At 70.5% G+C, this 24,913-nt stretch carries 15 protein-coding genes; 3 read left to right on the plus strand and 12 right to left on the minus strand.

Going from position 1 to position 24,913, the window contains the following annotated elements:
- Window positions 1-104: 104 nt before the first annotated feature.
- From SPRI_RS12490 to SPRI_RS12500, 3 genes are all read right to left on the minus strand, one after another.
- Window positions 105-401: a GYD domain-containing protein gene (locus SPRI_RS12490; RefSeq protein ID WP_005311914.1), complete on the minus strand. Its 297-nt coding sequence runs from the start codon at window positions 399-401 to the stop codon at window positions 105-107.
- Between the two features lie 564 nt (window positions 402-965).
- On the minus strand, window positions 966-1,289 hold the full coding sequence (locus tag SPRI_RS37980) for a hypothetical protein (protein ID WP_005311916.1): 324 nt from the start codon (window positions 1,287-1,289) through the stop codon (window positions 966-968).
- 585 nt (window positions 1,290-1,874) lie between these two features.
- Window positions 1,875-2,771, minus strand: a complete 897-nt coding sequence (locus SPRI_RS12500; RefSeq protein ID WP_005311922.1) for an alpha/beta fold hydrolase — start codon at window positions 2,769-2,771, stop codon at window positions 1,875-1,877.
- Window positions 2,772-2,856: 85 nt separating this feature from the next.
- Here SPRI_RS12500 and SPRI_RS12505 point away from each other — a divergent pair, with 85 nt between their 5' ends.
- Window positions 2,857-3,441: a CGNR zinc finger domain-containing protein gene (locus SPRI_RS12505; protein ID WP_005311924.1), complete on the plus strand. Its 585-nt coding sequence runs from the start codon at window positions 2,857-2,859 to the stop codon at window positions 3,439-3,441.
- Window positions 3,442-3,680: 239 nt separating this feature from the next.
- On the opposite strand, the gene SPRI_RS12510 is transcribed toward SPRI_RS12505, so the two are convergent.
- The 4 genes from SPRI_RS12510 to SPRI_RS12525 all read right to left on the minus strand — a co-directional run bounded on the left by SPRI_RS12510 (window position 3,681) and on the right by SPRI_RS12525 (window position 8,151).
- On the minus strand, window positions 3,681-4,325 hold the full coding sequence (locus SPRI_RS12510; RefSeq protein ID WP_199782750.1) for a DNA alkylation repair protein: 645 nt from the start codon (window positions 4,323-4,325) through the stop codon (window positions 3,681-3,683).
- Between the two features lie 173 nt (window positions 4,326-4,498).
- A complete protein-coding gene (locus tag SPRI_RS12515; protein ID WP_234020371.1) occupies window positions 4,499-5,056 on the minus strand; it encodes a hypothetical protein in 558 nt (185 codons plus the stop codon).
- Window positions 5,057-5,683: 627 nt separating this feature from the next.
- Window positions 5,684-6,415, minus strand: coding sequence for a DUF7873 family protein (locus SPRI_RS12520; protein WP_005311929.1), 732 nt, complete (start codon window positions 6,413-6,415; stop codon window positions 5,684-5,686).
- A 275-nt stretch (window positions 6,416-6,690) separates the two neighbouring features.
- Window positions 6,691-8,151: an MFS transporter gene (locus tag SPRI_RS12525; protein WP_005311931.1), complete on the minus strand. Its 1,461-nt coding sequence runs from the start codon at window positions 8,149-8,151 to the stop codon at window positions 6,691-6,693.
- Window positions 8,152-8,321: 170 nt separating this feature from the next.
- Between SPRI_RS12525 and SPRI_RS12530 the strand changes: the two genes are divergently transcribed.
- Together SPRI_RS12530 and SPRI_RS12535 are read left to right on the plus strand one after the other, a co-directional pair.
- Entirely contained in the window at window positions 8,322-8,777 is a 456-nt protein-coding gene (locus SPRI_RS12530) for a MarR family winged helix-turn-helix transcriptional regulator (protein WP_037773747.1), read from the plus strand.
- Window positions 8,778-9,045: 268 nt separating this feature from the next.
- The gene (locus tag SPRI_RS12535; protein WP_005311935.1) at window positions 9,046-10,284 is read left to right on the plus strand and encodes an outer membrane protein assembly factor BamB family protein; all 1,239 of its coding nucleotides are present in this window, start codon (window positions 9,046-9,048) and stop codon (window positions 10,282-10,284) included.
- A gap of 744 nt (window positions 10,285-11,028) precedes the next feature.
- Here the strand turns inward: SPRI_RS12535 and SPRI_RS12540 are convergent.
- The 5 genes from SPRI_RS12540 to SPRI_RS12560 form a co-directional block, all read right to left on the minus strand.
- A complete protein-coding gene (locus SPRI_RS12540) occupies window positions 11,029-11,502 on the minus strand; it encodes a hypothetical protein (protein ID WP_078535255.1) in 474 nt (157 codons plus the stop codon).
- Window positions 11,499-13,478, minus strand: coding sequence for a hypothetical protein (locus tag SPRI_RS38830; protein ID WP_053556926.1), 1,980 nt, complete (start codon window positions 13,476-13,478; stop codon window positions 11,499-11,501). The genes SPRI_RS12540 and SPRI_RS38830 overlap by 4 nt, the downstream gene beginning before the upstream one ends.
- Before the next feature lie 126 nt (window positions 13,479-13,604).
- Window positions 13,605-14,696 (minus strand): nuclease-related domain-containing protein, encoded by a 1,092-nt coding sequence (locus SPRI_RS12550; protein ID WP_107082428.1) that lies wholly within the window; start codon window positions 14,694-14,696, stop codon window positions 13,605-13,607.
- 403 nt (window positions 14,697-15,099) lie between these two features.
- Entirely contained in the window at window positions 15,100-15,741 is a 642-nt protein-coding gene (locus tag SPRI_RS12555; protein WP_053556927.1) for a hypothetical protein, read from the minus strand.
- Complete coding sequence (locus SPRI_RS12560; protein WP_106428417.1) at window positions 15,738-24,827, minus strand: golvesin C-terminal-like domain-containing protein; 9,090 nt, start codon at window positions 24,825-24,827, stop codon at window positions 15,738-15,740. Before SPRI_RS12560 ends, SPRI_RS12555 begins: the two co-directional genes overlap by 4 nt.
- Between the last annotated feature and the right edge of the window lie 86 nt (window positions 24,828-24,913).

The raw sequence follows: 24,913 nt of genomic DNA on the forward strand, positions 1-24,913 counted from the left end.
TGTCGGCGCCTGCGGATTATTCGGCCCCGGGCAGATCCAGGGGGTTCCGTCTGTACCGCCTGAGGGCGTCGCTGACGCCAACAGATCCTTGATGCGGAAGGCCCTCAGCCACTGGCTTTGGCGATGATGCGGCCCATCTCCTCCCGGCCGAAGGCCCGCAGCGTCGTGCTACGGACGTTGCCCAGCGCGCCGACCTGTAGGAACACCGCGGTGGCCGTCTCGTCGTCGGGCGCCTCTACGACGGCCACGATGTCGTAGGGACCGACAGTCCAGTAGAGGTTCAGGACCTTCACCCCGAGCTTCTGTGCCGCTGCGGTGAAAGCCTCGGCGCGTTGCGGGGTGTCCTTGTAGCTGCGGACCCCCTGGTCGGTCCAGTTCAGCAGCGCGACAAACGTGGGCATGAGCCTCTACTCCTGTAGTTGGACGCAACGCATTGTGGTCAATCCTTGACATCAGGCGCGTTACGCGCATGAGAGGCGCGTCTGAACGAGTGAGCGGGAGCCGTCCCGCAGCCCCTCCAGCGGTAGGCAACCCGTCGACACACATCGAGGCGACAAGGCAGCGAACGCGGACAGTGGCGGCAGTCGGCAGCACCCCTGGGCATAACGCCATCCGTCGAGGCACGACGTACCGGATGGGCAGAACTTCCACGCTGTTGCCGGCGCGCTCGGCCACCTCTGGGGCGTTGCCTCCGGCGCTCAGCCAAGTGGAGAGCCCGGAGTGCCCTGATGTCGTATCGGACGCCGGGCGAGGGACGGGGCGACCTAGGCCGGCGGGAGCGTCAGCGTCCGGTTTCCTGCCATCCCCGGTAGTAACTCGAGGTGGGCCACCACCGGTACTCGTGCTGCAGCCTCGCTTCATCCGAGGGCAAGGTTTGGCCGGGGTCGGTCCCAGCACGTCTTTCGTGACCGGCGTTCCAAGGTCTCGAGTCCGGTGAGCTGTCGGCGAGGGGCTGTCGCTGAGGGCTACTTGATGTAGGTGAACGGGGTGTCGGCCTGGTTGTCAATGTCCACCTTGTCCAGGCTCCACACGCGGAACTTAGGGCTCTCGTGCCCTTTGCCCCCGTCTACGGGCACCCTCACCTGTACGGCGAAGCGCCCGTCGGAACCCGCAGTGACATCGCGTACGTCGATCTCCGAGTGTCCGCTGGTGTCTCGGAAGCTGATGCGGACCTGCTCCCCGGGGGCGAAGCCGCCGGCCTCGAGCGTCACGACCGCCCCTTCGGCAGCCGCGTCGGGAGAGGCGATCACACGCGGCTTGGTGTCCGGCACCGTGGACCGGGTCGCCACCCCGCTCGGCAGGGTGTGGAGCGGGGGACCGGACGGGGCCGCGGACGGTTCAGACCCTGCCGGCGACGTGGAGGCCGTCGCGGATATCTGTGCCGAGCCGGCCGACGACGGAGCAGCTGAGTGTGAATCCCCGCTGGACACCGCGCCGGCGGCGATGACTGCAGCGGCAATCGTCGCCGCTGCCGTGATCACCGCAGCGATGATCGGCACACGATGGCCTCCGCCTTGCGGAGTCGGGGGATGAGGGGGGACGGGCGGAGTGGGGGGAGCAGGAGTAAAGGGTGAGGTCGGGGGATCAGGGGGTATCGGTGGAGTCGGTCCGCGCTGACCGTCGGGGTCGGACACTCGGCGTTCTCCTGCCGGTTCGTGAAGATCGGTAGACCCGATCACGATACAGACCACGGCGGTCCACGCCTTGACCAATTTCCCTCGCCAGACGGCGTGTTGACTCCGGAAGGGAGCACTGCCACCCAGGGGCGCTCTGTGCGAGGTGCTCGAAGACTCCCCTTCCAGAAGCCCGTCTCGCTGCCGGTGCGGGCCGACGGTGCCGAGGTGCCGTCCCGGCGGGATCCGGACGTGGGCGGGTCAGGCCCGGACGCGGTCGAGGAAGCGGGCTACGAGCGGGGCTATTTCCGGTAGGTGGTCCTCCAGGGCGAAGTGGCCTGTCCGGAAGAGGTGCAGCTCCGCTTCGGGGACGTCGTTCAGGTAGGCGCGGGCGCCCGGCTCGGGGAAGAAGGGGTCGCCGGTTCCCCAGGTGATCAGTGTCGGCGGGCGGTGCTCACGCAGCCACGCCTGCCAGGCGGGATAGGCCGCAAGATTGCTCTTGTAGTCGTAGGCGAGGGCGAGTTGGGCCCGCTTGCGGCCGGGTCGGTCCAGGAAGTGCTGGTCCAGCAGCCAGCCCTCCGGTGCGACGAGTGCCGAATCGGCGGTGCCGCCCTCGTACTGGGCGCGCGTGGCGGCCAGGGTGAACAGGTCGAGGATCGTGGACTCGGCGCCCGGCGTCTCGGGAGTGAGCGCCGTGAACGCCCGGGCCGCGTCCGACAGGCCCTCCAGATACGCGTTGCCGTTCTGTACGACCAGTCCGGCCACACGCTCCGGGTGGCGGAGCGCCAGGCGGAAGCCGACCGGTGCGCCGAAGTCGAACAGGTACATCGCGTACCGGGTGAGTCCCAGCCGTTCGGTGAAGCCCTCGACGACGTCCGTCAGTCGGTCGAACGAGTACGTGAAGTCCTCCGGCGCGCGGGTGTGCCCGAAGCCGGGGTAGTCGGGAGCGATCAGCCGGTAATGCCGGCCCAGGCTGTCGATGAGACGCCGGAACTGGTGCGAGGCGGACGGGAAGCCGTGCAGGAGCAGCAGCACCGGGGCTTCGGAACGCTCGGGCAGAGACTCCCGGTAGAAGACCTCCACACCGTCGACCTCGACGTACCGGTGGGCCGTGCGGGCGGGAACCGAGATACGCGGATGGTCCGCGGACACCGTCATTTCACATGCCTCCTAGGCGGGGTGATGCATTAGATCTAACGCCCGTCCATCTAATGTGTCAATCGCTTGAGGTACCATTAGGGCCATGCGTGACAGTGAGCCGCTGACCGGTGAGCCCCTCGCCATCGACCTCGTCAACACCCGTCCGGCGGACGGCGACGGCCGCTCGGACCTGCTCGACACTCCGCAGCGGCTCGCCGCCTGGCTGGACCTGGAGGGCGACCGTCTGCACGAAGAGGCGGGCGACCCGGCGCCGGCGGAGAGCGATCTCGGGCCCGTCCACACCGTCCGCGCCCACGTGGAGGCGGTCCTCCACGCCCTGCTGCGCGGCACGAAGCCCGCGGAGGTCGACCTGTGCGCTCTCACGGATGCGCAGCGCGCCGCGCCCGCCGTACGCGAACTGGGCTGGGACGGCGGGGTCGTCACCGCCACCGTCCGCCGCTCGGGCCCGCTCGGCGTCCGCCTCGCCGCCCGCCTGGCCGAGGCCGCCGCCGATCTGCTCACCGACCCCGCCATCGGCAGGCTCAAGCGCTGCGAGGCCGACGACTGCGTGATGCTCTTCCTCCCCGCGCACCCCCGCCGCCGTTGGTGCTCGGCCGACCGCTGCGGCAACCGCATGCGGGTGGCCCGCTACTACCGACGCCACAAGCAGGCCGCCGAACGGGAGTGACGACGGGGAGTGCCGCCGGACGGGACGCGTCGGTCGGCGTCGCTCGTACCCACCTGCCCGCTGCTTACGGCACCGGCCGCTCCTGCCGGGTGCCCGGGCAGTTCGACGACGGACTGCCCGAGGGACTGGGGGCGCGCGCCGGGCTGCGTTTCGCGGCCCGGCGCCTCAGTCCGCGCTCCGGCCCTCCTCCGGGGAGGGGGAACGGTCGCCGGCCGTCGAGGGGGGAAACGCGGACCCGCCTACCTGTCCCCCTGTCGCCGCACCATCTCCGTGATCCAGGTGGGTGCGAACGGAGACGTGCAGCCCGGCGACGTCGGGTAGTCCTTCAGCACCTGCAGGCGCTCGCCGATGTCGAGTGCGCGGGCGCGGTGCTCGGCGTGCTCGATGCCGATCTGGGCCAGGCAGTGGTTCATCGCCCACTGCAGGCGATCCGGGGCGTCCTTCATCTGCGCCTCGATGACGTCGAGCAGCCCCGCGAGGTCGAGGCCCTCCGGCTTCTTCGCCACGCGCTCGGTGGTCAGCGCCCAGCCGGCGCTCGCGACCACCGGATCCTGGTCCGCGGACCAGGTCTGGCGCAGGTCTTCGGCGTGCGGGCTCTTCTTCACCACGTAGTTCACGAGCCAGTCGTGCACCTTGGGTGAGCGCGCCTCACGCAGCATGGCGTCCAGTTGGTCACGCCCGAACGCCTTCGGGCGGCAGATCAGGATCGCCAGCAGTCTCGCCGCCGTGTCACCCGTCTCCCAGAGCCGGCACGCGAGTTCCTGCTGCGTCTTCAGCCGCTTCGCGAGCGCGCGCAGCTTGCTGAGGTTCACGCCGTGATCGTCGCCGTGCTTCTCGTTCACCCGGCGGATCTTCGGGTCCTCGAGCTCGGCCAGCTCGGCCATCACCTCGGCCACCGTCGTCCCGGTGAGCGTCGTCTCGGCCACTTCAGCCTCCTTACCGTCACGCGCGGGACTCAGCCTACGACGGGGCCGGCCCCTGGTCGTAGACGCCGGTCCGGCGGCAGCCTCCGACGCGGAATGCCGGGTCGCCACCTTGATGGAAGTGCTCGGCACCGTCACCCCGGGGCGTCCTCGTGCTGCCAGGGACGAGGCCAGCTGCCGGACGGAGGAGGCGGGCCCGTGATGCCCAGGTCTCGGCGTGCCAGGGCGTAGAAGGCGTCGCGGGCCTCGCTCATGCGGGCGACGGACTTCTCCCAGCCGGCCTGGTCCTCCTTCCGGCCGCGGGCGTACAGCTCGACGTTCCACACCGCCTCGTGCCAGGTGCGGGCCGCTCCTATGGTTTCGGCGTCACCGACGAGCAGCACGGACTCCCACTCGGCCGCGCGCCGGGCCTCGGCCTCCACGAGCTGGGCCAGGCCCTCCTCCGGGGGCAGAGGGTCGACGGCATGGTGGAAGCCCCTCGCGGCGCTCATGCGCTGCGCGATGTTGATCTGGTGCTTCAAGGCGTTGGCATAGGACGCGTAGGTGTCCAGGCGCTTCTGGTCCCAGCGTTCTGCTTTCGCTCGTCGCCAGCGGCTGCGCTCGGTGAGGCTGGTCGCCAGGTACGAGCCGGCGGCTCCCACGACAACACCAGCCAGGGCGGGCAGTTGGTCCCACAGCAACGGTTCCCCCACGAGGCAGATCGGACAGTCGTCCGACACAGTGCCGTACTCGGCATCCGTGGGGTAGGTGGCCTGTCCGTCCCGCTCCCGGCCGGGGAGAGACCGGGCGACGGCTCCGTACACGGCCGGGACCCGGACGTGGACGGGCGACGGCTCTGTACACGGCCGGGACCCGGACGTGGCGGGACCCGGGAGTCGTATCCAGCTCCCGGGCCCCTGGGGATGCCACCCAATTGCGCACGCCAGTGGCGTTTAAGAGTACGGATCAGTCATAAGGCCGACGTGTTCTTCCTTTGAACTACCGCACCGTGTGAGAGGTGCAGGCTGGATTCGAACCCGCATCCGCCGGCGTTCGTCCGTACCCGGTCGATCTGGCGATCGGTGGCGATGCTGAAGCTGGAGCGAGAGTCTGAGTTTGATCACGGCTGCCTCTGCCAAGTTGGGCCACCCCGGCGCGTAGTGCCGGGGGAAGGACTCGAACCTTCACTGTCACCGTGTCGTCAGGCTGAACCTCAGTTTCAGCTTGCGCCCATCGCGCGAGCCGGTCCTCATTTCCGGCCCGCGCCTGTTGCGCACCCCCGCGCTCTCACGCGGGGGCGATCGTGGGGCCGACGCCTCGGAGGCGCCGGCCGGTGTGCGTCAGCCGAAGAGGTAGCCGAACACCGCGTCGCCGACCCGCTGGTCGGTGACTTCGGCGCTGTTGGCCTCCTCGCGGGCGAACTTGACCGCGTTCTGGAGCTTCTCGACACGTTCCAGGAGCTCGTTCACCCGCCGCGCGGGGAGGGCTCCGGAGAACTTGACCGTGGTCCAGTACCCGATCGGCACGTCCTCGTAGTACACCTCGACCTGTGCCGGGTGCTTGTCCGTCGCCTCGGCCTTGACGTGGTTCCGCGGAACCTTCTTCGTCCGGATCGTGCGTACGGGGTCCGTCTTCCACCAGTCCGTCGACGGGTCGAGCGACCAGGACTCGGCAGCGTCCAGCACGGGAAGCTTCTTCACGAAGGTGTGCAGGTCGACGAGCTGCTTCTCCAGGAAGAGCAGGTAACTGACCGGAGCGTCCGGGACGATCGTCCGCCCGTCGACGACGACGTCCGCGCGGGCCGAGCAGTTGGCCCGGTCCTTGGTGGCGGTCACGTCGAACAGCCGGGTCAGCGACGCCGACATCTCGCGGAGCACGTCCTCGGCCTTGACCTGGACCCTGGTGGACTCGGGCGGCAGTTGCTCGCCCTCCTCGTCCTTGGGCTGGTAGGTACGCGAGATTCCGGCCAGCAGTGCGACCTTCTGCACCCGCTGGTGAGCCGTGGTGATGTCCTGGAACGACTTGCTCTTGACACCCTTTTCCACGGCGATGATCTGATTGAGCTTCGCCACTTCTCCCCCTTCGAACAGCAGCGAACGTACCGGAGGAAGTGGTGCGCGGTCCCCTGAATTTCGGCGACGCCGCCGGGCCGGTGGCGGTTCGTTGTCCCGGACGCCGCTGGACGCCGCTGGTCGCCGCCGCCCGGTCGACCGTCGAGAGGGCGCCGGGTCGCCTCGCCGTGGGGAGCCGACTGCCGCCGAATAAGGCCCCGGGACACGTGAGCCCTGCCGGGCAGCAGTGCCCGGCAGGGCTCTCGACCGGTCCGGCGGCCGGCCGGGGGGGAAGTTCAGGCCCGGGCCGCCGCCTCCGAAGGCGTCCCGGTCGCCGGGGCCGCGGCCCCCTGCGGGCCGGCCGCCGCCCGTCCCGTCGGGATCAGGAACGCGACCACCGCCGCGGCCACACCCACGCCGCAGCCGATCAGCATCGCGGCGCGGAAGCCGTCCTCCGACGGCAGGGCGAAGCCGCCGAAGTCCGTGGTCATCTGGGCCAGGACCACGCCGATCACCGCTGCCGACACCGAGCTGCCGATCGAGCGCATAAGGGTGTTGAAGCTGTTCGCGGAGGCGGTCTCCGACTGGGGCACCGCGCCCATGATGAGGGCCGGCATCGCGCCGTACGCGAAGCCGATGCCCGTGCTGCCGACGATGGTCACGACCAGCAGGCCCCAGGTGGAGCCGAGGAGCGGCAGGGAGACGCCGTAGCCGAGGGCGATGATCAGGCTGCCCACCGCGAGGGTGGTCTTCGGGCCGTACGCGGCCGACAGCTTCGCGCCGAGCGGCGACACGATCATCATCATCAGGCCCGCCGGCGCCATCCACAGACCCATCGCCAGCATCGACTGGCCCAGGCCGTAGCCGGTGGCCTCGGGCAGCTGCAGCAGCTGAGGCACCACCAGCGACTGGGCGTACATGGCGAATCCGACGAGGATGGAGGCCGCGTTCGTCATCAGGATCTGCGGTCGGACGGTCACGCGCAGGTCGACCAGGGGCTCGCTGCTGCGCAGCTCCCAGCGGCCCCAGACGAGCAGGATCACGACCGTCGCGGCGAACAGCCCGAGCGTGGTGCCGCTCGACCAGCCCCAGTCGGCACCCTTGGAGACGGCGAGGAGCAGGCAGACCAGTGCGCTGCCGAGGCCGATCGCGCCGAGCAGGTCGAAGCCGCCGGGGGCGGCGTTCGTACGGTCCGCCGGTACGAGGAACCGGATGAGGCCGGCGATCAGCAGGCTCAGCGCGGCGACGACCCAGAAGAGCACCCGCCAGCTGACGTTCTCGGCGATCGCGGCGGAGAACGGCAGGCCCAGGGCGCCTCCCACGCCCATGGACGCGCTCATGACGGCGATGGCGGAGCCGAGCCGGGCCGGCGGCACCACGTCGCGCAGGAGGCTGATCCCGAGGGGGACCACTCCCATGCCCATGCCCTGCAGTCCGCGTCCGACGATCATCGGGACCACGGAGGACGAGAGCGCGCAGATCACGGAGCCCGCGATCAGGGGGACCGTGGAGACCAGAAGCATGCGTCGCTTGCCGTACATGTCGCCGAGCCGGCCGGCGACGGGGGTGGCGACCGCCGCCGCGAGCAGCGTGGCCGTGATCACCCAGGAGGCGTTCGAGGCGCTGGTGCCGAGGATGGTCGGCAGTTCGCCGATCAGCGGGACCACGAGGGTCTGCGTGATCGCGGCCACGATGCCCGCCAGGGCGAGGATGCCGACGACGCCGCTCACGCGGGTGTCGGCCTGGGAACGGTCCACGGGTTCTCCCTGTCGGTCGTCCCGGATCGTTCTGACCGGGCACGGGAATGCATGACACACACGATGTGCATCATGCACACGAGATGCATCATACACATGATGCGTGGTATACCTGCTGCATGGCGGCCTCCACGGGACCGGGGGCGAGCCGGGAGCCGAAGGAACCTCGCATGGACAAGCCCGTTGACCTGATCGAGTTCGAGACCATGCTGCTCGGGCGGTACGTGCACCTGCTGGCGCCCCGCGACCGGCGGGAGGGCGAGCGGCTCGACCGCAGCGCGTACATCCTGCTCAGCCGCATCGAGGCCGAGGGCCCGATGAGCATCGGCCAGCTCAGCGCCGCCTTCGGTCTCGACGCGTCGACCCTCAACCGGCAGACCGCCGCCATGCTGCGCGCCGGCGTGGTCGAGCGCATGCCCGACCCCGAGGGCGGCATCGCCCGCAAGTTCGCCATCACCGCCGAAGGGCGGCGGCGGCTGGACGCCGACCGTGCCAGGAACATCAGTGGCCTGCGGAAGGTCATGGCCGAGTGGACGGCCGACGAGATCGCCGACTTCGCCGGCCACCTCAGCCGGTTCAACCGCGACATCGAGCGGCTCGACGGCCGGCCGTGGCCCCGCGACTGACCCTCGGAGCGGACGAGGCGGTCACCGGGCCGGCCACGGGCACCCTCGCGCCCCCATGGAGGCGTTCGCCCGCGCGCCTCCTCCGGCGCCGGATGCCGCTGATCCGTTGATCCGTTGATCCCGTGTGACAGGAGTTTCACGGCCGCGTCCCGGTTGCGTACTGCCCGGCCACCGGCCGGAAATCGACGGCTAGCCTGACCGCGCTCGAGACGCCCGACAGGGGCGTCGGAAACATCCGGGCGCAACGCGACGGGGACGGGGAAGCGACATGGGCAGGCGTCACGGGAACGCGATGTCACGCAGGCAGGCGCTCAGGCTGGCCGGTACGGGACTCGGGCTGGCGGTGCTGGGGGCGGGGTCATGGGGCTGCTCGCCCGAGGAGGAGGTCGGCGGCCCGGGCGGCGGCGGTACGGCAACTCCGGCCGGGGACAAGGGCGGTGACACCTTCACCACCCCGCCGCCCGGAACCGCGCCGAAGCCGTTGTGGCAGCAGGCCACCGTCAACGACGACCTCGCCGGGATCCACTCCCTCGCGGTGTTCGGGGACACGGTCGTGGTGTCCGGCGACCCGCTCGTGGGGCGTGACATCGTCAGCGGCAAGGAGAAGTGGTCCCGGCCGGGCGTCACCGTCCCCGGCGCGAAGCTCATCAACGGCGGCGGGACGCTGTACCTCGCCAGCGCCGAGTACGACGGCGACGTGGTGGGCCTCGATCCGGCCACGGGCAAGGAGACCTGGCGCAGCCGCCTGGGCAAGGAGTACGAGCAGCCGCGCCCGATCGCCGCCGACGACCGGCACGTCTACGTCCTCGCCGGCGTCCTCGAGGAGGACTTCTCGACCCCCACCAACGTGATCGCCGCGATCGACACCGCCTCCGGCAGGATCGCCTGGCGTGAGCAGCGCGACAAGGGGACCGACGAGTACGGCATCATCGCCGCGGTCGTCGGCGAGCGCCTCGCGTACACCGACTACCGGGAGAACGTGACCGTCCGCGACACGACGACGGGCCGGCAGCTCTGGACGAAGAAGATCGGCAGGTCCAACCACCGCCGCTTCGCCGTGCACGAGGACCTGATGATCGTGGCGGACGGGCAGCGGCTGCGGGCGTTCGCACTGTCGGCGGGCACGGAGCGATGGTCGCTGGCGACCGAGGAGTTCAGCGCGTTCAACGATCCGCAGGTCCTGGACGGAGTGCTCTACGCCTCCGACAGCGTGCGCGGCATGTGGGCCGTGGACCCCGGTACGGGAAAGACCGTCTGGCACAACGAGGACCTGCTCGAGACGGCGGCGGAGGCGTGGCAGTTCGCCAAGGTGGACGGCACGCTGTACGGCGCGACCGAGCACGACAAGGACGGCGGCGTGCACGCCTTCGACGCGGCGACCGGGAAGCTGCGCTGGACGTACAACGACGGGGCCGGCGCCATCCAGCAGTGGTACGTGGCGGGCGGCGCGGGCAAGCGGCTGGCCGTGATGCACGAGAAGCGGCTGTACGCACTGCCGGCGGTCTGAACGGGCGCCCGCGGCTCGGGGAGGGTGTGACGGGGCGCCGGGCCGGTCCTGCGCGGCCCTGGCCGGGGAGCCGGCCGGATAGGCGCGGTCTTCGTCGGGGAGCCGACCGGCCCTGCGCCGCCCTCCCCGGGGGCGGGCGGCGTGAAGCCCGGCCGGTCCTGCGCGGCCCTCGCCGGGAGCCGGCAGGAGCCGGATGGTCAGCGGCAGCGGCGGCAGTCGCCTTCGGCTACGCGAGCCGCGCGTTTGGAGGCGGAGCGCGACCGGTCTCCCCCGGTCCTCGGAGCCCCGGGAGCGGCAGAAGCCCGGCCGCCCTCCCCCGGGGCGGGCGGCGTGAAGCCCGGCCGGCCTCCACGGCCCTCGTCGGGAGCCGGCAGGAACCGGATGGTCAGCGGCAACGGCGGCAGCCGCCTCCGGCTACGCGAGCCGCGCGTTCGGCGGCGGGAGCGCGACCGGTCTCCCCCGGTCCTGGCAGGGGCAGCGGGTGCGGCAGAAGCCCGGCGCCCTCGCCGGGAGCCTGCGGCAGTCGGCTCGTCAGCGCGGCAGCCGCCGCGATCCGGGAACACGGCAACGGGTCTCCCCCGGTCCTCGCCGGTGGCGGCGCAAGCGGCGGGAGCCGGCGGCACCAGGCACGTCGCCCCGAGAGCGGCGGGAGCCGGCGGCACCAGTCAGGTCGCCCGAGAGCGGCCGCCGCGGCGTCTCCGCGCGCGGCCGCGCGGCAGGAGCCCGGCGCCGCCGCCTCCCCCGTCACCCCAGGAGGTTCCCGAGGGCCGTCGCCAGGGCCTGGCCGCCCTCCTGGACGGCCGTGCCGGCGACCAGTGCGGGCAGTGCCTGGGCGACGGAGCGCAGCGGTCCCTCGTTCCGGGCGGTCGGATCGTCGAGGTTCGCGTCGACGACCGACGTCATCGCCCGCAGGGTCTCAGCCATCGGCAGTTCGGCCCGGTGGAGGTCGAGTTCGGCCCGGAACCGGCTCAACAGCTCCCGGACGTCCTCCACATCGGCCGCCGTGATGTCCCCTGTGGTGGCCGACTGGCTCACGCGCGAGACGTGGTGGCCGGTGACATGCTGGATCGCGCCGTAGTTCGCGCCGCCCACACTCACCCCCGACGTCGGGGCGGGCCGTGCAGGGGCAGGAGGGTCCACGGCGTCCGGGCCGTGGCCCTCGGGCTCCGCCGCCGGTCCCCGCCTCCGGCGGCCGAACAGGCCGGGTGCGTCGTTCATTCGGCATTCCTCCTCGTCGCCCCTCGGCCGGCCCGCGCCCGCGCCGCACCGTCCGTTCCCGCGTGCTGGCTCGAGCCGGTGACCTGCGCTCCGGCAACGCTCTGGATGGGCGCCAGATTGTCGCCGAACACCTGGATGTTGTTGATGATCACGGAGACCTGCTGGTCGAAGTTCCCGGAGTCGATGCCGTGGTCCTTGAGGAAGGACGAGACCGCGTCGAAGACACAGGACTCCATCAACACGACCAGCCGGCGCTCGTCGTCGCTCTGGTGCATGTCGGAGATCGCCGACATCGAGAAGTGCTCCCGCACGCTCACCGGATCCTGCACCCTGCCGTGCGGTTCACGCCGGCGGTACCAGGGGGCCAGCGCCCCGGTGATCGCGTCGAGGAGCGACTCCCCCAGGTTCGACATCACCACCTGGTACAGCGGGAGCATCTCGCGCAGGACGTTCAGGATCAGCCGGTTGTGCAGGGGCGCCATGACGTGCGGGCGCAGGGTGAGGCGCAGCCTGCCCGCCTCCAGCGCCACGTTGACGAACATGGTGACGGTCACCTGGCCCTGCCAGGTCACGCACCGCGCCCGGAGGTAGAGCCGCTCGGGGCGGCCGGAGGGTGCGTACCGGCTGTCGTGGAGGACGGGGTCCGTGTGCTTCGAGCCGCGTGCGCGGATCAGCCACAACGGGGCCTGGATGCCGACGACCTGGGTGACGGAGAAGCCGGGCAGGGGCTCGGTGAGTCCTTCCGCCTCCTCGATGCGGAGGAGGGCGGCGCCTATGTGCTCCAGCAGTTCGGCCTCGCCGAACGAGCGCGCGGCCCCCTCGCCGTCGCCGCCGTCGCCGGCGCCCGTCGCCCTCAGGGACGTGGTGGGGACGGCAGGCGCCCACAGGTCCAGGCCTGCTCCGACGAACCGCTGTTGCGCGTCGTACGGGTGCTCCGGTCTCACCTGCCCCTCGGCCAGCTCCGCGGCGCGGCGCTGCCTGAGACGTCCGAAGGAAGGAGTCCACAGGGCTTCGCCGCCGGCCGTCCGCCGTGCGCCGCCGGCGGGTGACCCGGCGCCGGCGGGTGACCCGGCGTCGGCGAGCAGGCGGTACACGCTGCGGCGCGCGATCAGCCGGTCCGCGAAGTACACCGGCCAGGCGCAGAGCAGCCACACCAGCGGCAGCAGCAGTGTCCAGGCCCGTCCTTCGTCGTCCAGGACGGACCAGGGCGCGAAGACTCCGACGAGCGGGGGGATCCACAGGAGCAGCCCGGCGCCGCTGGTCCACGCCGAGCCCGGCCCGTCGTCCTGCCCTTTGCCTGCTCTGCCCGCCGCTTTGCCCGAACCGTTGCCGCCCGCGTCATCGCTTCCGTCACCCGGCTTCTCCCCCGGCGCTCCGCCCGCTCTGCCGCCGGTGATGACGACACCCAGCAGCGCGGCCGCCGCCCATAAGCCCGCGGCCGTCGGGGCGATCAACGCCACGAGGCCGGTGACGACCAGCAGCGCCAGGTGCCGCAGCCTTCTGATGCGGCGCGCCCTGAGGCTGTGGGACACCACGGGCAGCAGGTCGAAGCCGAACGACGGGACGGGCAGCCGCGGCCCGTGGAGCACGTGTCTGACGACCCAGCGGGCGGCGGCCTCGCCCAGCGGCGGGCAGGTGCCCTCGTCGTTCATGAAGACCGTCCGGCGGCGGCCGCGCCAGGTCCGGCCCGCCCGCTCACGGCGGAGGCGGCGTTCGAGCAGCCGCTTGCCGATCCGGCCGGGCCGTACGTAGAGGGCCGAGCAGAGCAGCCGCGTCACCAGGTCCGGTGCGCCGGGGTCCGCCGAGGGCCGCTGCCGAAGGCCGGGGGCGGCGTCCGGGCGGGCGTCCACGTCGGCGTCCGGGTCCGTGAGGGCGCCAGGACCGGGTCCGGCGTTCATCGCGATGCGCATGATCAGCGCGTCGACGTGGTCCTTGCCGGCTCTCTCCCTGACGTTCGCCCACCACTGATCCGCCATACCGGCCCCCCGTGTCGTCCGCCCCATGATGCTCGCAGTACAGGACCGGACAACAGAAGGCATTGCGCTCAACTGGCGTGTTCGGCACGGCTGTTGCGGCGGACGAAGGTCCGCCGCCGTCGGGCGCTACACCTCCTGCCAGACCTCCGCGAGACGGGCGACCTCGTGGACCCGGTCCGCCTCGCGGGCGGTGAGCTCGCCCGACAGGGGGGCCAGGGCGGACACCTGGCGTTCGCGGTAGACGCGTACGTCGGTCTGGGTGGCCGCCACGTCGAGGGACGCGGCGTCCACGAACACGAGCACGGGCTGGACGCGGACCGGGAAGTCGCAGTAGCTCTCCAGGACCTTCCGGACGAGCGCGGCCTCGGCCCGGCACTCGGCGATGTACGGGAGCGGGTCGCCGTCGTCGATGCGGACGGTGTCGTCGTCGGCCCGTACGGACTGCTGCGGGTGGTACTCGGTACGGACGGTGAACACGCCGCCCGGGCCGATCAGCAGGTGGTCGATGTCCGCGCCGTCGGCGAGCGGGATCGAGTGCAGGACGCGCCAGCCGTGGCGCGTGAGGCGGCCCAGTTCGGCACCGGTCCGGCGTTCGCCGAGCAGGTCCCTGCGGCGCGACTCGTCCATGGGGCGGCGCCGCAGGAGGCGGGAGCTGAGGCGTTCGAGCCGGCCGGAGTCCGGGGCGGCCGCGGAATCGGTGGACGGGGCGTTCGCCCGCAGCGTCGCGCCGGGCCGGCGGGAGGCGAGGTCGTTCTCCGGGGTCAGCCGGGGCAACCGGTCCCCGGGGCCGTGGCGTACGAACGGCTCCGCCCCTGCCGGTTCCGCCGTGCCCCGCCCGGGGGCGGGCGGCGGCGCGACGACCGTACGGTGCGCGTCGCCGGCTCCGGCGGTGGCGGCGGGTCCGCAGGCGTCGGCGTACGGGTCACCGCCCGCGTACGGGTCACGGTCCTGGTCCGTGTACGGGTCATCCCCGGCGTACGGGTCACCGTCGGCGAGGACGCCCGGGTGGACGAACACCTCCGGCTCGGCGCGGGTCAGCAGTTCGGGGGCTCTGCGGGCGAGCGCGTCCGTCACGTCGTCGCGATAGCGGGCGTGGACCACCGTGATGCCGCCGGTCCTGCGGTCCGCCCAGCCGATGGGCGTCCCGTCGGGCAGATTGACGTAGAGGCGGTCGTGTCCGAAGTACTGCCAAGCGGTGACCGTCAGTTCCCCGAGCATGCCCTGCCTCCTTCGCCCCTGAGTGGAGCTCGACCCTGCGGTGATGTCCGGTGCCGCCGGACGGCGGCACCGGCCCCCGTGGACACAGACTCACCCGTCGACGCGCCGCGCAGAAGGGCGCAGACCGGGCGCATTGGTCGACGGGGTGTCACGCGGGGGCGGGACCTGGGTCTATGCCGTCGGTACGTGCCCTCGGAGCGCGGTCGACGGCGCGGCGGGGCGCACGGGCGCAGGGGACGGCCGCGGCTCCTGGGGCGCGGACTCCGGCCGCTCGACGCCCGTTCCGGGCCACTGCCCGGCGCTCGGTGGGGCGGTTCCGGCCGGGTACCGGCACTTTCGCGGCCCGACGGTACGGCGGCGCCCGCCTCCCCTCACGGGGAGACGGGCGCCGTCGTGTCTACTGTCAGGACCGGCCGGCCTCCTCCTCCGAGTAGCACCGGGCGATCACGTCGGCGTAAGGACGGGCGAACGCCTCGCTGCGGGCGAGCATGGCCGGGACGTCGATCCCGGTCCCGTCCGGCCCGGCCGAGGAGAGGGAGCGGATGTCGGCCGTGCGGGCCTCGGACTCGAGGGCCACGAAGTCGACCTCCTCCCACTCACCCCCCGGATAGTCCTCGGTGCCCATGTCGTACCGGGCCTCGGCCAGTTCGTCCGCTCGCTCGAAGGCGTGCACGAGGTGCTCGGTCGCCTCCGGTTCCTGAAGGGCGTCGAGCACCTCGGTGGCGAACACCAGGTGGTCGACGACCTCGGTCTCGAAGGGCGGCCCGTCGGGGTCGCTGCCCTCGAGCACCTCCTCCAGCCGGCCGCGGAGCCCGTCGAGTTCCTCGTCGGACACCTCGGACCGGTCGGTGTCGCCGTCCTGTCGGCAGATCCGCAGCGCGATGTCCCGCGCCGCGGCGAGTGCGTCGTGGTGCCGCTCGAACCAGGGGGCGAACTTCGGGTCCTCCAGGAACCCGCAGTAGCGGACGAGCAGCAGCGCGGCCACCCGCCTACGGTCCTGCGGCGCCAGCAGTGACGCCTGTTGCACGTCGTCGTCCGCGCTCATCTGCGGAACATCCTCTCGCCGAAGAACTGGAACCTACCAGCGAGCGTCTGCACGAAGCCCGGGAAGGTCGGTCCGGAGAGCTTCAGACCCCGGCCCCGCACCGCATTCTCGCAGTACGCGCAGACGTTGCGGTTGGCCGCTCCGCCCAGGAACTCCCAGCCCTGGCTGTCCATGTACTGCAGCGCGGTCATCTCCGCGTGCCCCTTGCCGTTGGCGAACACTTCGCCCGCGGACTCGTCCAGCTTGCTCTTGATGGCCTTCGGGACGTAGCGGCGGTTGGAGGCGACGATGGTACGGATGTTGCCCGCCTGGTCACGGGCCATGACGACGGCGGTGGTGTCGTTCTTGTAGGCGTAGCCGCCGTCCTTCTTCCCCGGGACCTTCAGGTTCTCGTGGAGGGCGCCGGCCTTGTCACTGGCCGCCTGGTCGTAGTCGGGACCGCACTCGTTGTGGACGAGGAGGCTGCGGCCACCGGCCACGACGTAGTAGTCGTGGTCGGCCGCGACCGTGAGGTTGTGGACCCGCTTCTTGGCGTGGTCGTGGTCGACCGCCGTGATCTGGACCCACGTGCCGGACGAGGTGCGCAGCCACATTCCGGGCTCGAGCTGCTCGGCCTTGGCCCAGCGGCCCGAGTCGGGCAGCCAGTAGTGGTGGCCCGCTGTCGAGGTGATCTCGCCGGTGGCGTGGCCCTCCGTGCCGTCGACGTCGACCGTGAGGGTGACCAGGTGCTTGTCGCCCTCGTGGCTGCGGGTGTCGGTGACCTGCCGGCCTCGGGTCTCGCCGCTCTCGACGTCCGTCGCGAGGACGTTGTCGCCCTCGCGCAGGTCCTCGATGGCCTTGGAGGAGCCGTCGGCGAGCACGACCTGTGTGCCCGGTACGAAGCTGTTGACCTTGCAGGTCTTGGCATCCGTCTTGGCCGGGGTGCTGGGGGCGTCGCCGTCCGCCTTGCGGACGTCGTTGCCCGCGTCGGCCGCGTCCCCGGCACGGTCGGTGGTCTTGCGGGCGTCGTTGGCCGAGTCGAGGGCGTCCATGCCCTTCTTGGCGTACCTGCCCGCCTTGACGGCTGATGCGCCGTAGCCGACCAGCGGGATCGCCGACGACATCGAGAGTGCGGCGTCGACGTAGTTGCCTTCCGCCGCGTACCAGATGCCGTTGGCGACGTCGGCGACCTCGCCGACGACCGGGATGAGGCCGACCACGTCGAGGGCCGCGTGGCCGATGTCGGACAGCGAGAGCCCGAAGAGGTGTCCGTCGAGTTCGACGAAGCTGATCGGGTTGCCGCCGGCGAAGGCGTAGCGGTTGCCGGTGAACGGGTCCGTGGCGAGCGACATGTCGGCGAGCGCGCCGCCGTACGAGTCACGGGTCAGGAAGCGGTTCAGGCCCGGGTCGTAGTTCCGGAAGCCCATGTCGTACGTGCCCGACGCCTTGTCCCAGCGGGACGAGTTGTAGCGGAAGGCGTTGTACGACTCCTTGTCCGGGTTCTGTGCGTCGGGCTTGTCCTCGCCGGTCATCTGCGACTCGTCGTCGCTGCCGTAGGCCGTGTAACCGTACGTGGACCGGGTCTTGCCGTCCTCCTTCGTGATGGCCTCGACGTCACCGCGCGGGCTGGTGGTGTACTGCGAGTACTCCTTGGCCCCGTCGTCCTTGTGCTTGATCTGCGTCGCCCGCTTGCCGGACGCCAGGTACTGGTACGACTTGTCGGCCTTGCCGTCGACCTCCTCGCGCAGCAGCGTGCTGTCGAGGCCGAGGTAGGTGAAGGCCGTGGTCTTCGGATCGGTGCCGGAGGTCGACTGCGAGACGGTCCGGTCGAACGGGTCGAAGACGTAGTTGGTGGTGGTGGCCGCGGCGCCGGTTCCGGAACGGGTCTTCACCGTCCGGTCGAACCCGTCGTAGTAGTACTTCTCCAGGCTCTGACCGCCGGTGCTCGTGGTGTCGAGCCGGCCCAGCGGGTCGTAGTTGTAGGTGGAGGCGACCCCCGCCGTGGTCGACGACAGCAGGCGGTTGCGGTCGTAGCGGTGGGTGGTGGTGACGCCCGCGACCGACTGCTCGGTGATGTTGCTGTTGGCGTCGTAGCTGTAGGTCTCCGTGGACGGCGAGTCGCCGGCCTTGCCGACCTTGGTGACCCGGTCCTGCGGGTCGTAGTCGAAGGTGTAGGTGTTGTTGATGTACGCCGTGCTGTCGTCGGCGTTCATCAGCTTGAGCACGTCCTTGGAGCGGTGCCCGTTGGGCGAGTACTCGAGGTCGTGCTGGGAGACGACCGTGCCGCCGGACGTCTTCTCGACGGACTGCTTGACCGAGCCGTCGAGGAAGTACGTCAGGTCGAGCGTGTTGCCGTTCGGCTTCGTCTGCCGCAGCAGTTGTCCGCGCCCGGTGTACGTCAGCGTGGTGATCTGCTGGTTGCCGGCCGTCGGCGAGTCGGCGTTGGTGACCTTGGCGACAAGGCCGCGCGCGTCGTACTCGATCTTCGACCAGGTGAGGTCGTGGGTGGAGGTGAGCGGGTTGCCGTTCTCGTCGTAGGTCAGTGCGGAGGTGTTCTTCACCGCACCGGCCGCGAGTTCCTCGACCTTGCTGACCCGGTTGATCCCGTCGTAGGCGATCCGGTAGGTGTCGATCTTCGCGCCGGGACTGTTGTCCTTCACCTCCACCTTGTTGGCGTTGGCGTCGTAGGCGTAGGTGAAGTCCTTCTGCTCGGTGTCGCTCTCGCCCGTGTTGTCGCGGACCAGCTTCACCGCGTCGGCGAGGACCGTGCCGTTCGCCTTGTCGGTGAGGGTGACCTTCTGCGGCCCGTCCTCGACGAAGGCGTGCTTCCCGAGCGAGATCCAGGTCCCGGGATCCTTGGTCTGGTCGACGCTCCGGCTGGTGGTGCCGCCGTCGTGCGTGACCGCGAACGTGGCGTCGGTGGCCGCCCCGGAGACCTTCGGGTGGCGTACGAAGACCTCGTACGTGCCGTTCTGCGGGATGTTCAGCTGCCACACGAACTGTGCGGTGCCCGTGCCCGCGGGGTGCGAGGCGATGTCGTGGCCGTACTGCTGCTCGGCCTGGCCGCGGGTCCAGGTGCCCTGGGTCGCGGTGTTGTGGAAGTCCGAGCTGTCGACGAGCACGGCCTGCCGGCCCACCGGCACTCCGTTGTCGAAGAACGCCCTCTCATTGCCGGACCGGTAGAAGTCCCAGCTCAGCGTGCGCTGCTGGGAACCGCCGGCGGAGGTGATGGTGTTCTTCGTCTGCTGGCCGAGTTGGTTGTAGTCGTAGGACGTGGTGATGTCCCACGGGTCCGTGGACGTCCTCGCCCAGCCGTTGTCGTAGTAGGTGTAGCGGGTGGTGTTGCGGACCGTCTGACCGTCGGACGGGGGCGCCGAGACGGACTCCAGGTTGCCGACCTCGTCGTACGCGTAGACGGTCGTGTCCGGAGTCGTGTAGCCGGGCGTGTCCTTGTCGAACGGGGAGCGTTCCTCCTTCACCCGGTTGAGCTCGTCGTAGACCGTCTCCGACGCGAAGTCGTCCGTGTCGTCGGTGGTCGCGACACCGCGCGGGGTGATCGTGCGGGTCTTGTTGCCGACCGGGTCGTACTCGTACCGCGTGGTGTGGTACTTGATCGTGCCTCCGGCGTCCTTGCTCACCGGGACACGGGACTCCACCAGGGCACCGCGCTCGTCGTACGTGGCGAGCGACTCGTTGCCCTCGGCGTCGGTACGGCCGATCGCGAGTCCGTCCTTGTCGTACCGGCCGGAGGTGGTCCAGCCGAGGGCGTCGGTGGTCCGTGTCACCCGGTGGTTCAGGTCGTACTCGTACTTGGTGCTGTAGTCGTCGGGGTCGGGTGTGGCGTTCGTCCTCGGGTCGGTCTCCTTGACGATGTTGCCGACGTTGTCGTATTCCGAGGTGGCCCGGCCGCCGTTCGCGTCGACCACTGCGACCGGCTGGTAGATCGCGTCGTAGGTGGTCGTGGTGGTGTGGTCGCCCACCGTCGCCGTCTCGTTGCCCTTCGGCGAGGTGGTCGTCAGGACGTTGCCGACCTTGTCGTAGGTCGTGGTGGTTCTGCGGGGGGCGTCGGTCGCGAGGTCGCCCGGGACGGTGGACTCGGTGACCTGGTCGGCCGCGTCGTAGCCGGCGGTGGACACAGCGCCGTTGGGCGCCGTGACCTTGGTGATGTTGTCGTTGGCGTCGTAGACCGGTGCCGGGGTGACGATGAAGTCGCCGGCCGCCTGGTCCTTGGGCTCCTTCTTCTCCAGCGGCCGGCCGAAGGCGTCGTAGGTCTGGGTGACCTCGGCTCCCTTGGCGTTGGTGACCGTGGTGACGTTGCCCCGTACGTCGTACCGGAAGGCCGAGGTGTGGCCTCCGGCGTCGGTGATCGTGCCCGGGTAACCGACCGGCTGGAAGTCGCTGTTGGCGGTCGCGTGCCCGTTGGCGTCGATCGCCTTGATCAGCTGGCCGTACGTGTCGTACTCCGACCTTGACGTGTAGTCGCCCTCGGTCGCGGACGCCACGCCCTTCGGGTCGGTCACCGAGGTGACGTTGCCGCGGGTGTCGTAGCCGAACTGCCAGGTGCGGCCCTCGGGGGACTTCTTCCGGAACAGGTCGGCGATGTGGCCGTTCAGGCCGGTGGAGTAGGTGAAGGTCTGGGCCGCGGTGCCGTTCTTGTTGGCCTCGGCGTCCTTCTGCTCCAGCGGGTAGCCGGTCTTCTGGTCGTAGACCCAGGTGCTGAACGCCCCGTTGGCCTCCTCGAGGCGCGTGACGTTGTTGTCCGCGTCCCAGGCCAGCTTCGTCGTCTCCGACTTGGCGTTGGTGATGGTGTTCGGGCGGCCGTAGCCGTCCAGGGACTGGGTCGTGGTGTGGTTCTCGGCGTCCGTCACCTTGGTCTCGATGAACGAGCCCGCGGTGGCGTCCGGATCGCGGTAGACGTAGCCGGTGGTGCCGCCGAGACGGTCGGTGATGGTCTGGGTGTTCCAGTGGAACTTCGGGTCGTCACCCTCGCTCGGGTAGTAGTAGTCGAGCGAGGTGGCGTTGCCGCGCGGGTCGGTGACCTTGACCAGCTTGGCGTTCTTGTTGCCCTGCTCGGCGTCGTAGACGAACCCGAACACCTTCGGCTGGGACGAGCCCGCGCCGTCGGTGAGCTTCGTCATCAGACCCTTGTCCGAGTACTCGAAGGTCACCTTGCGGCCCGAGATGTCGGTCATCGACCTGACGTGGTCGATGATCTTCGGACTGCTGGTGTCGGCCTTGGTGTAGTACTCGACGGTCAGGCTCTGCCGGCCGGCCGGGTCGGTGATGTACCGCAGGAACTTGACCGGCTTGTTGTTCGACTTGCGCTCTTCGTACGTGTAGGTCTGCGTGTTGCCGTTCTTGTCGGTGATCGACGTGAGGTAGCCGTCGCAGTCGAAGAAGAACTGCGAACGGTCAGGACGGGTCAGCGACCAGGCCTTCGGGTCCCCGTCCTTGTTCGGGGTGCAGTCCACGCCCTCGCCCTGCCGCAGCAGGTAGTGGACGCCGGCCGGTGCTTTCCACGTCCCGTCCTCCTGCTTGCGGAAGGTGTGCTCGGTGCCGTCGCCGTCGGGCAGCGTCACCTCGGTCGGGTTGGGGTTGGGGTGGAAGTCGAGCGCCGTGCCGAGCCGCAGCGGCATCGCGGCCTGCGCCGACCAGCCGTGGCCGAGGACGGTGTCGGAGGTGTCCTGCGAGTTGTACGCGAAGCGCGCGAACGTGGTCAGTCCGCGGCCGGGGTTGGAGAAGGCGTTGTACTGCCAGACCGTGTTGCCCGCGTACAGGTTCGTCATCATGGACGACCCGGCGCCGGTGTTCTTGCCCGCGTACGAGTAGAACTTCTCCAGGCCGAGCTGGTTGGACGTCGGGTCCTCGACGCGGACGTTCTGCGCCAGCGGCGGGATGGACTCCGTCGCCGACAGCCAGGTGCCCGCGGTCTTGTTGCGCAGGTCCCACTTGAGGACGTAGTCGAGGCGCTTGTTGCCCGAGTCCGAGTTGATCGGCGCCTGGAGCGCGGCCTTGACGGTGGCCGACTGGCCGGGCAGCAGGTCCTCGGGCAGGGCCGTGAAGAGCTGGTTGCCGCCGGTGGTGGCGTCGGTGCCGTCGGGCAGCGACCAGGTGTACGACAGGGCCTGGTCGGCGGCCTTCCAGGCGCTGGTGGTGGTGTTGGTGACGGTGACGTCGACGGTGTACCGGTCACCCGGCGTCATCCGGGCGGGGGTGTAGGGCGAGAAGTACGTCGAGTCCGTCGACTTGGCGAGGTAGGTGACGACGAGCTGCGGGCGCAGCTGCGGCTCCTCCGCCTCCGAGGAGAGGAAGATCGTCCGCTCCTGCGGCCCGGTGGACGACTCGTCCTTCAGCCTGACCGCGAGGCCCTTGTCGGACGCCGGGTCGCTCACCCAGGACTGGGCGAGGGAGGTGACGTTCCAGGACTGGCGGGCGGGGTCGTTGGTGACCGTGCCGACGGTGTCCGCGACGGCCGGGTCCATGTCACCGCCGGGGGTGGTCCACGCCGTGGTCGCGTTCGCCTTGTTCCAGGAGGCGTCGGCCTCGGCGAAGGCCTTGTTCAGGGCGTGGACCTCGTAGACGGCGCCGTCGCTGCCGGTGGTGGTCGTGGTGCCCCACAGGTCCAGCTGGGCGTCGATGACGCGGGAGGCCGACGGCACCTGGCTGAGCGCGGGGAACTTCAGCAGCGCCCGGGTCGTGCCGTACGTCGACGAGTTGTTGCCGACCGACAGCCAGGGGCGGCCGATGCCGGAGTCCTCGAGGGCGTCGTGACCGGTGGCCGGCTGCGTGGTGGACAGTGTGGTGTCCGCGGCGTCGCCCTGCAGGACCAGTGTGGTGCGGCCCGCCTTGGGCAGCTTCACGATCCGTGTCGGTGCGGGGACGACCTGGCCGTCCTTGGTCTTGACGGCGACCATGTAGTAGAAGACGTTCCCGAACGCGTCCACCGAGTCGGCCGGCGTCGGCGTCGCGGTGGTGTCGGTGTACGAGGTGGTGCCCTCCGGAACGGGCGCGATCAGCGTCTGCGGCGAGGGCGTGAACGTCTGGAAGACGCTGCGGTGCACCTGGTACTCGACGATGTCGTCCCGGTCGCTGATCGGGTCCTGGTCCTGGTAGGAGGACCACTTCAGCTCGGCGCCGGTGGCGTGGATCACCTGCGGCGCCTCGAGGGTGGCCCCGGGGCGGCCCCAGGTCAGCACCAGCTTCGGGAAGTTGGCGACCTCGCCCTTGTAGGCGTACTCGGCCGCCTCGTACCGCGGGCCGCCCTTGGGGCCGCCCGCGCTCTCGTCACCGGCCTTGACGACGAAGCCGTGGTTGGTGTGCGTGCCGTCGATCCACGACTGGACGGTCCTCGTCACCGGGAAGCTGTGCCAGGTGTTGGACTCGCCGGGCCGCTTGGTGACGACACCGCCCTTGGTGAAGCGCACGGCGTCGGCGAGGACCGCCGTCGAGGTGGACGCCGGACCGTCACCGAGGACGATCTTGCCCGCGGTGCCCGCCTTGAACGGGTGGGTGCCGAGCGTCTTCCAGACGCCACCGGTGCCGGCCCGCTGGTCGACGGCGTACGTCTTGCTGCCGCCGCTGTAGGTGACGGTGTACGGGGCGTTCGCGGCGCGGTCGGAGGCGGGGACGTAGTGCGCCTCGACCTGGTAGTCGCCGTCCTCCGGAAGGTTCGGCTGCCAGGTGTAGGTGTCACCCGCGACCGAGTCCTTGTTGTAGAGGTAGTCCTGGTTGACCGCGTACTGCGTGAAGGCGGTGTTGCCGGAGGCGGGCCAGGAGCCCTTCGCCGCGGTGGTGCCGCTGTCGCGGTCGTCGACCAGGACGGAGGTGCCGGAGAGCTCCCCGGTGATGCCGGAGGCGCTGTTCCACGTCGCGGTGGTCTCGTCCCAGGCGGCGGTGGCGCGGTGGGCCTCGAGCCGGACCTCGCTGTCGCCCGTGGTGTGGGTCTGGTCGAAGTACAGCTTGAGGTCGGCCGAGTCGAGCTTCGTGCCGGCGGGCACGGCGCCCAGCGGGAACCGCAGCAGGGCGCGGGACGAGCCGCTGCCGGTGTTGCCGACCGACAGGCGCCAGTTGCCGTCGTAGTTCGACGCCGGGCCGTCGGAGCTGATCATCACGTCCTGGGACTGGGAGGACGTGGGTGCTATGGAGATGGTCGGGTCGACGACCACCGGGTAGCGGCGCTCGGGCGCACTCAGCCACTTGGCGTCGGGACGCAGGGTGAGCGTGTACGAGGTGCCCTTGCCGCTCAGCTTCTGCTCGACCCGGTCGGTGCCGGCGGCCTCGTACGGCGACTCGCCGTCCTTCTTGGCGTCCGTCATGAAGGGGGCGGGAATGACCAGCGCGGGGCGGGTCGGGCCGGAGCTCTCGCTGTAGAGGGCGATCGAGCCGCCCGCACGGCGCACGGCCTGCAGCCCGCCGGTGGTGAGGGTGAACTCGTAGGACGGTGCGGTGCGGGGCGCCGCGTCGAGGACGATGCCCTCCTTCACGGTGCCGTTGCCGACCGTGTAGGTCAGATCGGTGCCGGCGCCGAGGGCGTTCTTGTACGTGACGGTGGATCCGTCGGCCTGTGGCTTCAGGCTGCCGGTGACGCCCTTGACGCCGATGGCGGCCCAGTGGCCCTCGTCCAGTTCGAAGCGGACGAGTTCACCGGGACGCTCACCGAAGTAGGTGCGTGCCACGTTGGTGGTGTTGGCGAGGGTGAAGCCCTTGCGGTCGGTCGGCTTCACCGTGGGGTCGATGGCCTGCCAGGCCTTGCCCGCCTCGTAGTGGGTGGGCACGGCGGAGACCTCGGACTGGACCCGTCCGTCGGACAGCTGCCAGTAGCGGGCGTCGGGGGTGCGCCGGTCGGTGAGCTCCTTGACCCGCTTCGGGGCGGGGGCGGCTCTGCCCTTGGGAATCTGCTCGTTGCTGGGCACCGCGGTGTCCGGCAACTCGGGCGGTTCGGCGGCCGGTTTGTCGTCGTCGACGCCGAAGAAGTTCTTCAGCCCTCTGACGATCCCCGTTCCGCCGTCGCCGGATGGTGCGGCAAACGCCGGTTGCGGTACGCCGGTGGCGGCCACCGCCACGACGCAGCTGATCACCAGCGCGCGCCGCGTCCGTCTCTTGAACATCGTCTCTCCTCGCTCAACGGAGGCTTTACGAGAGCGAGTTGTAACGAAGATAAGCCTGAGCATGTCAAGCAACACGACATTTGGCG

The sequence above is a fragment of the Streptomyces pristinaespiralis genome (assembly GCF_001278075.1).
Classification (GTDB): Bacteria; Actinomycetota; Actinomycetes; order Streptomycetales; family Streptomycetaceae; genus Streptomyces; species Streptomyces pristinaespiralis.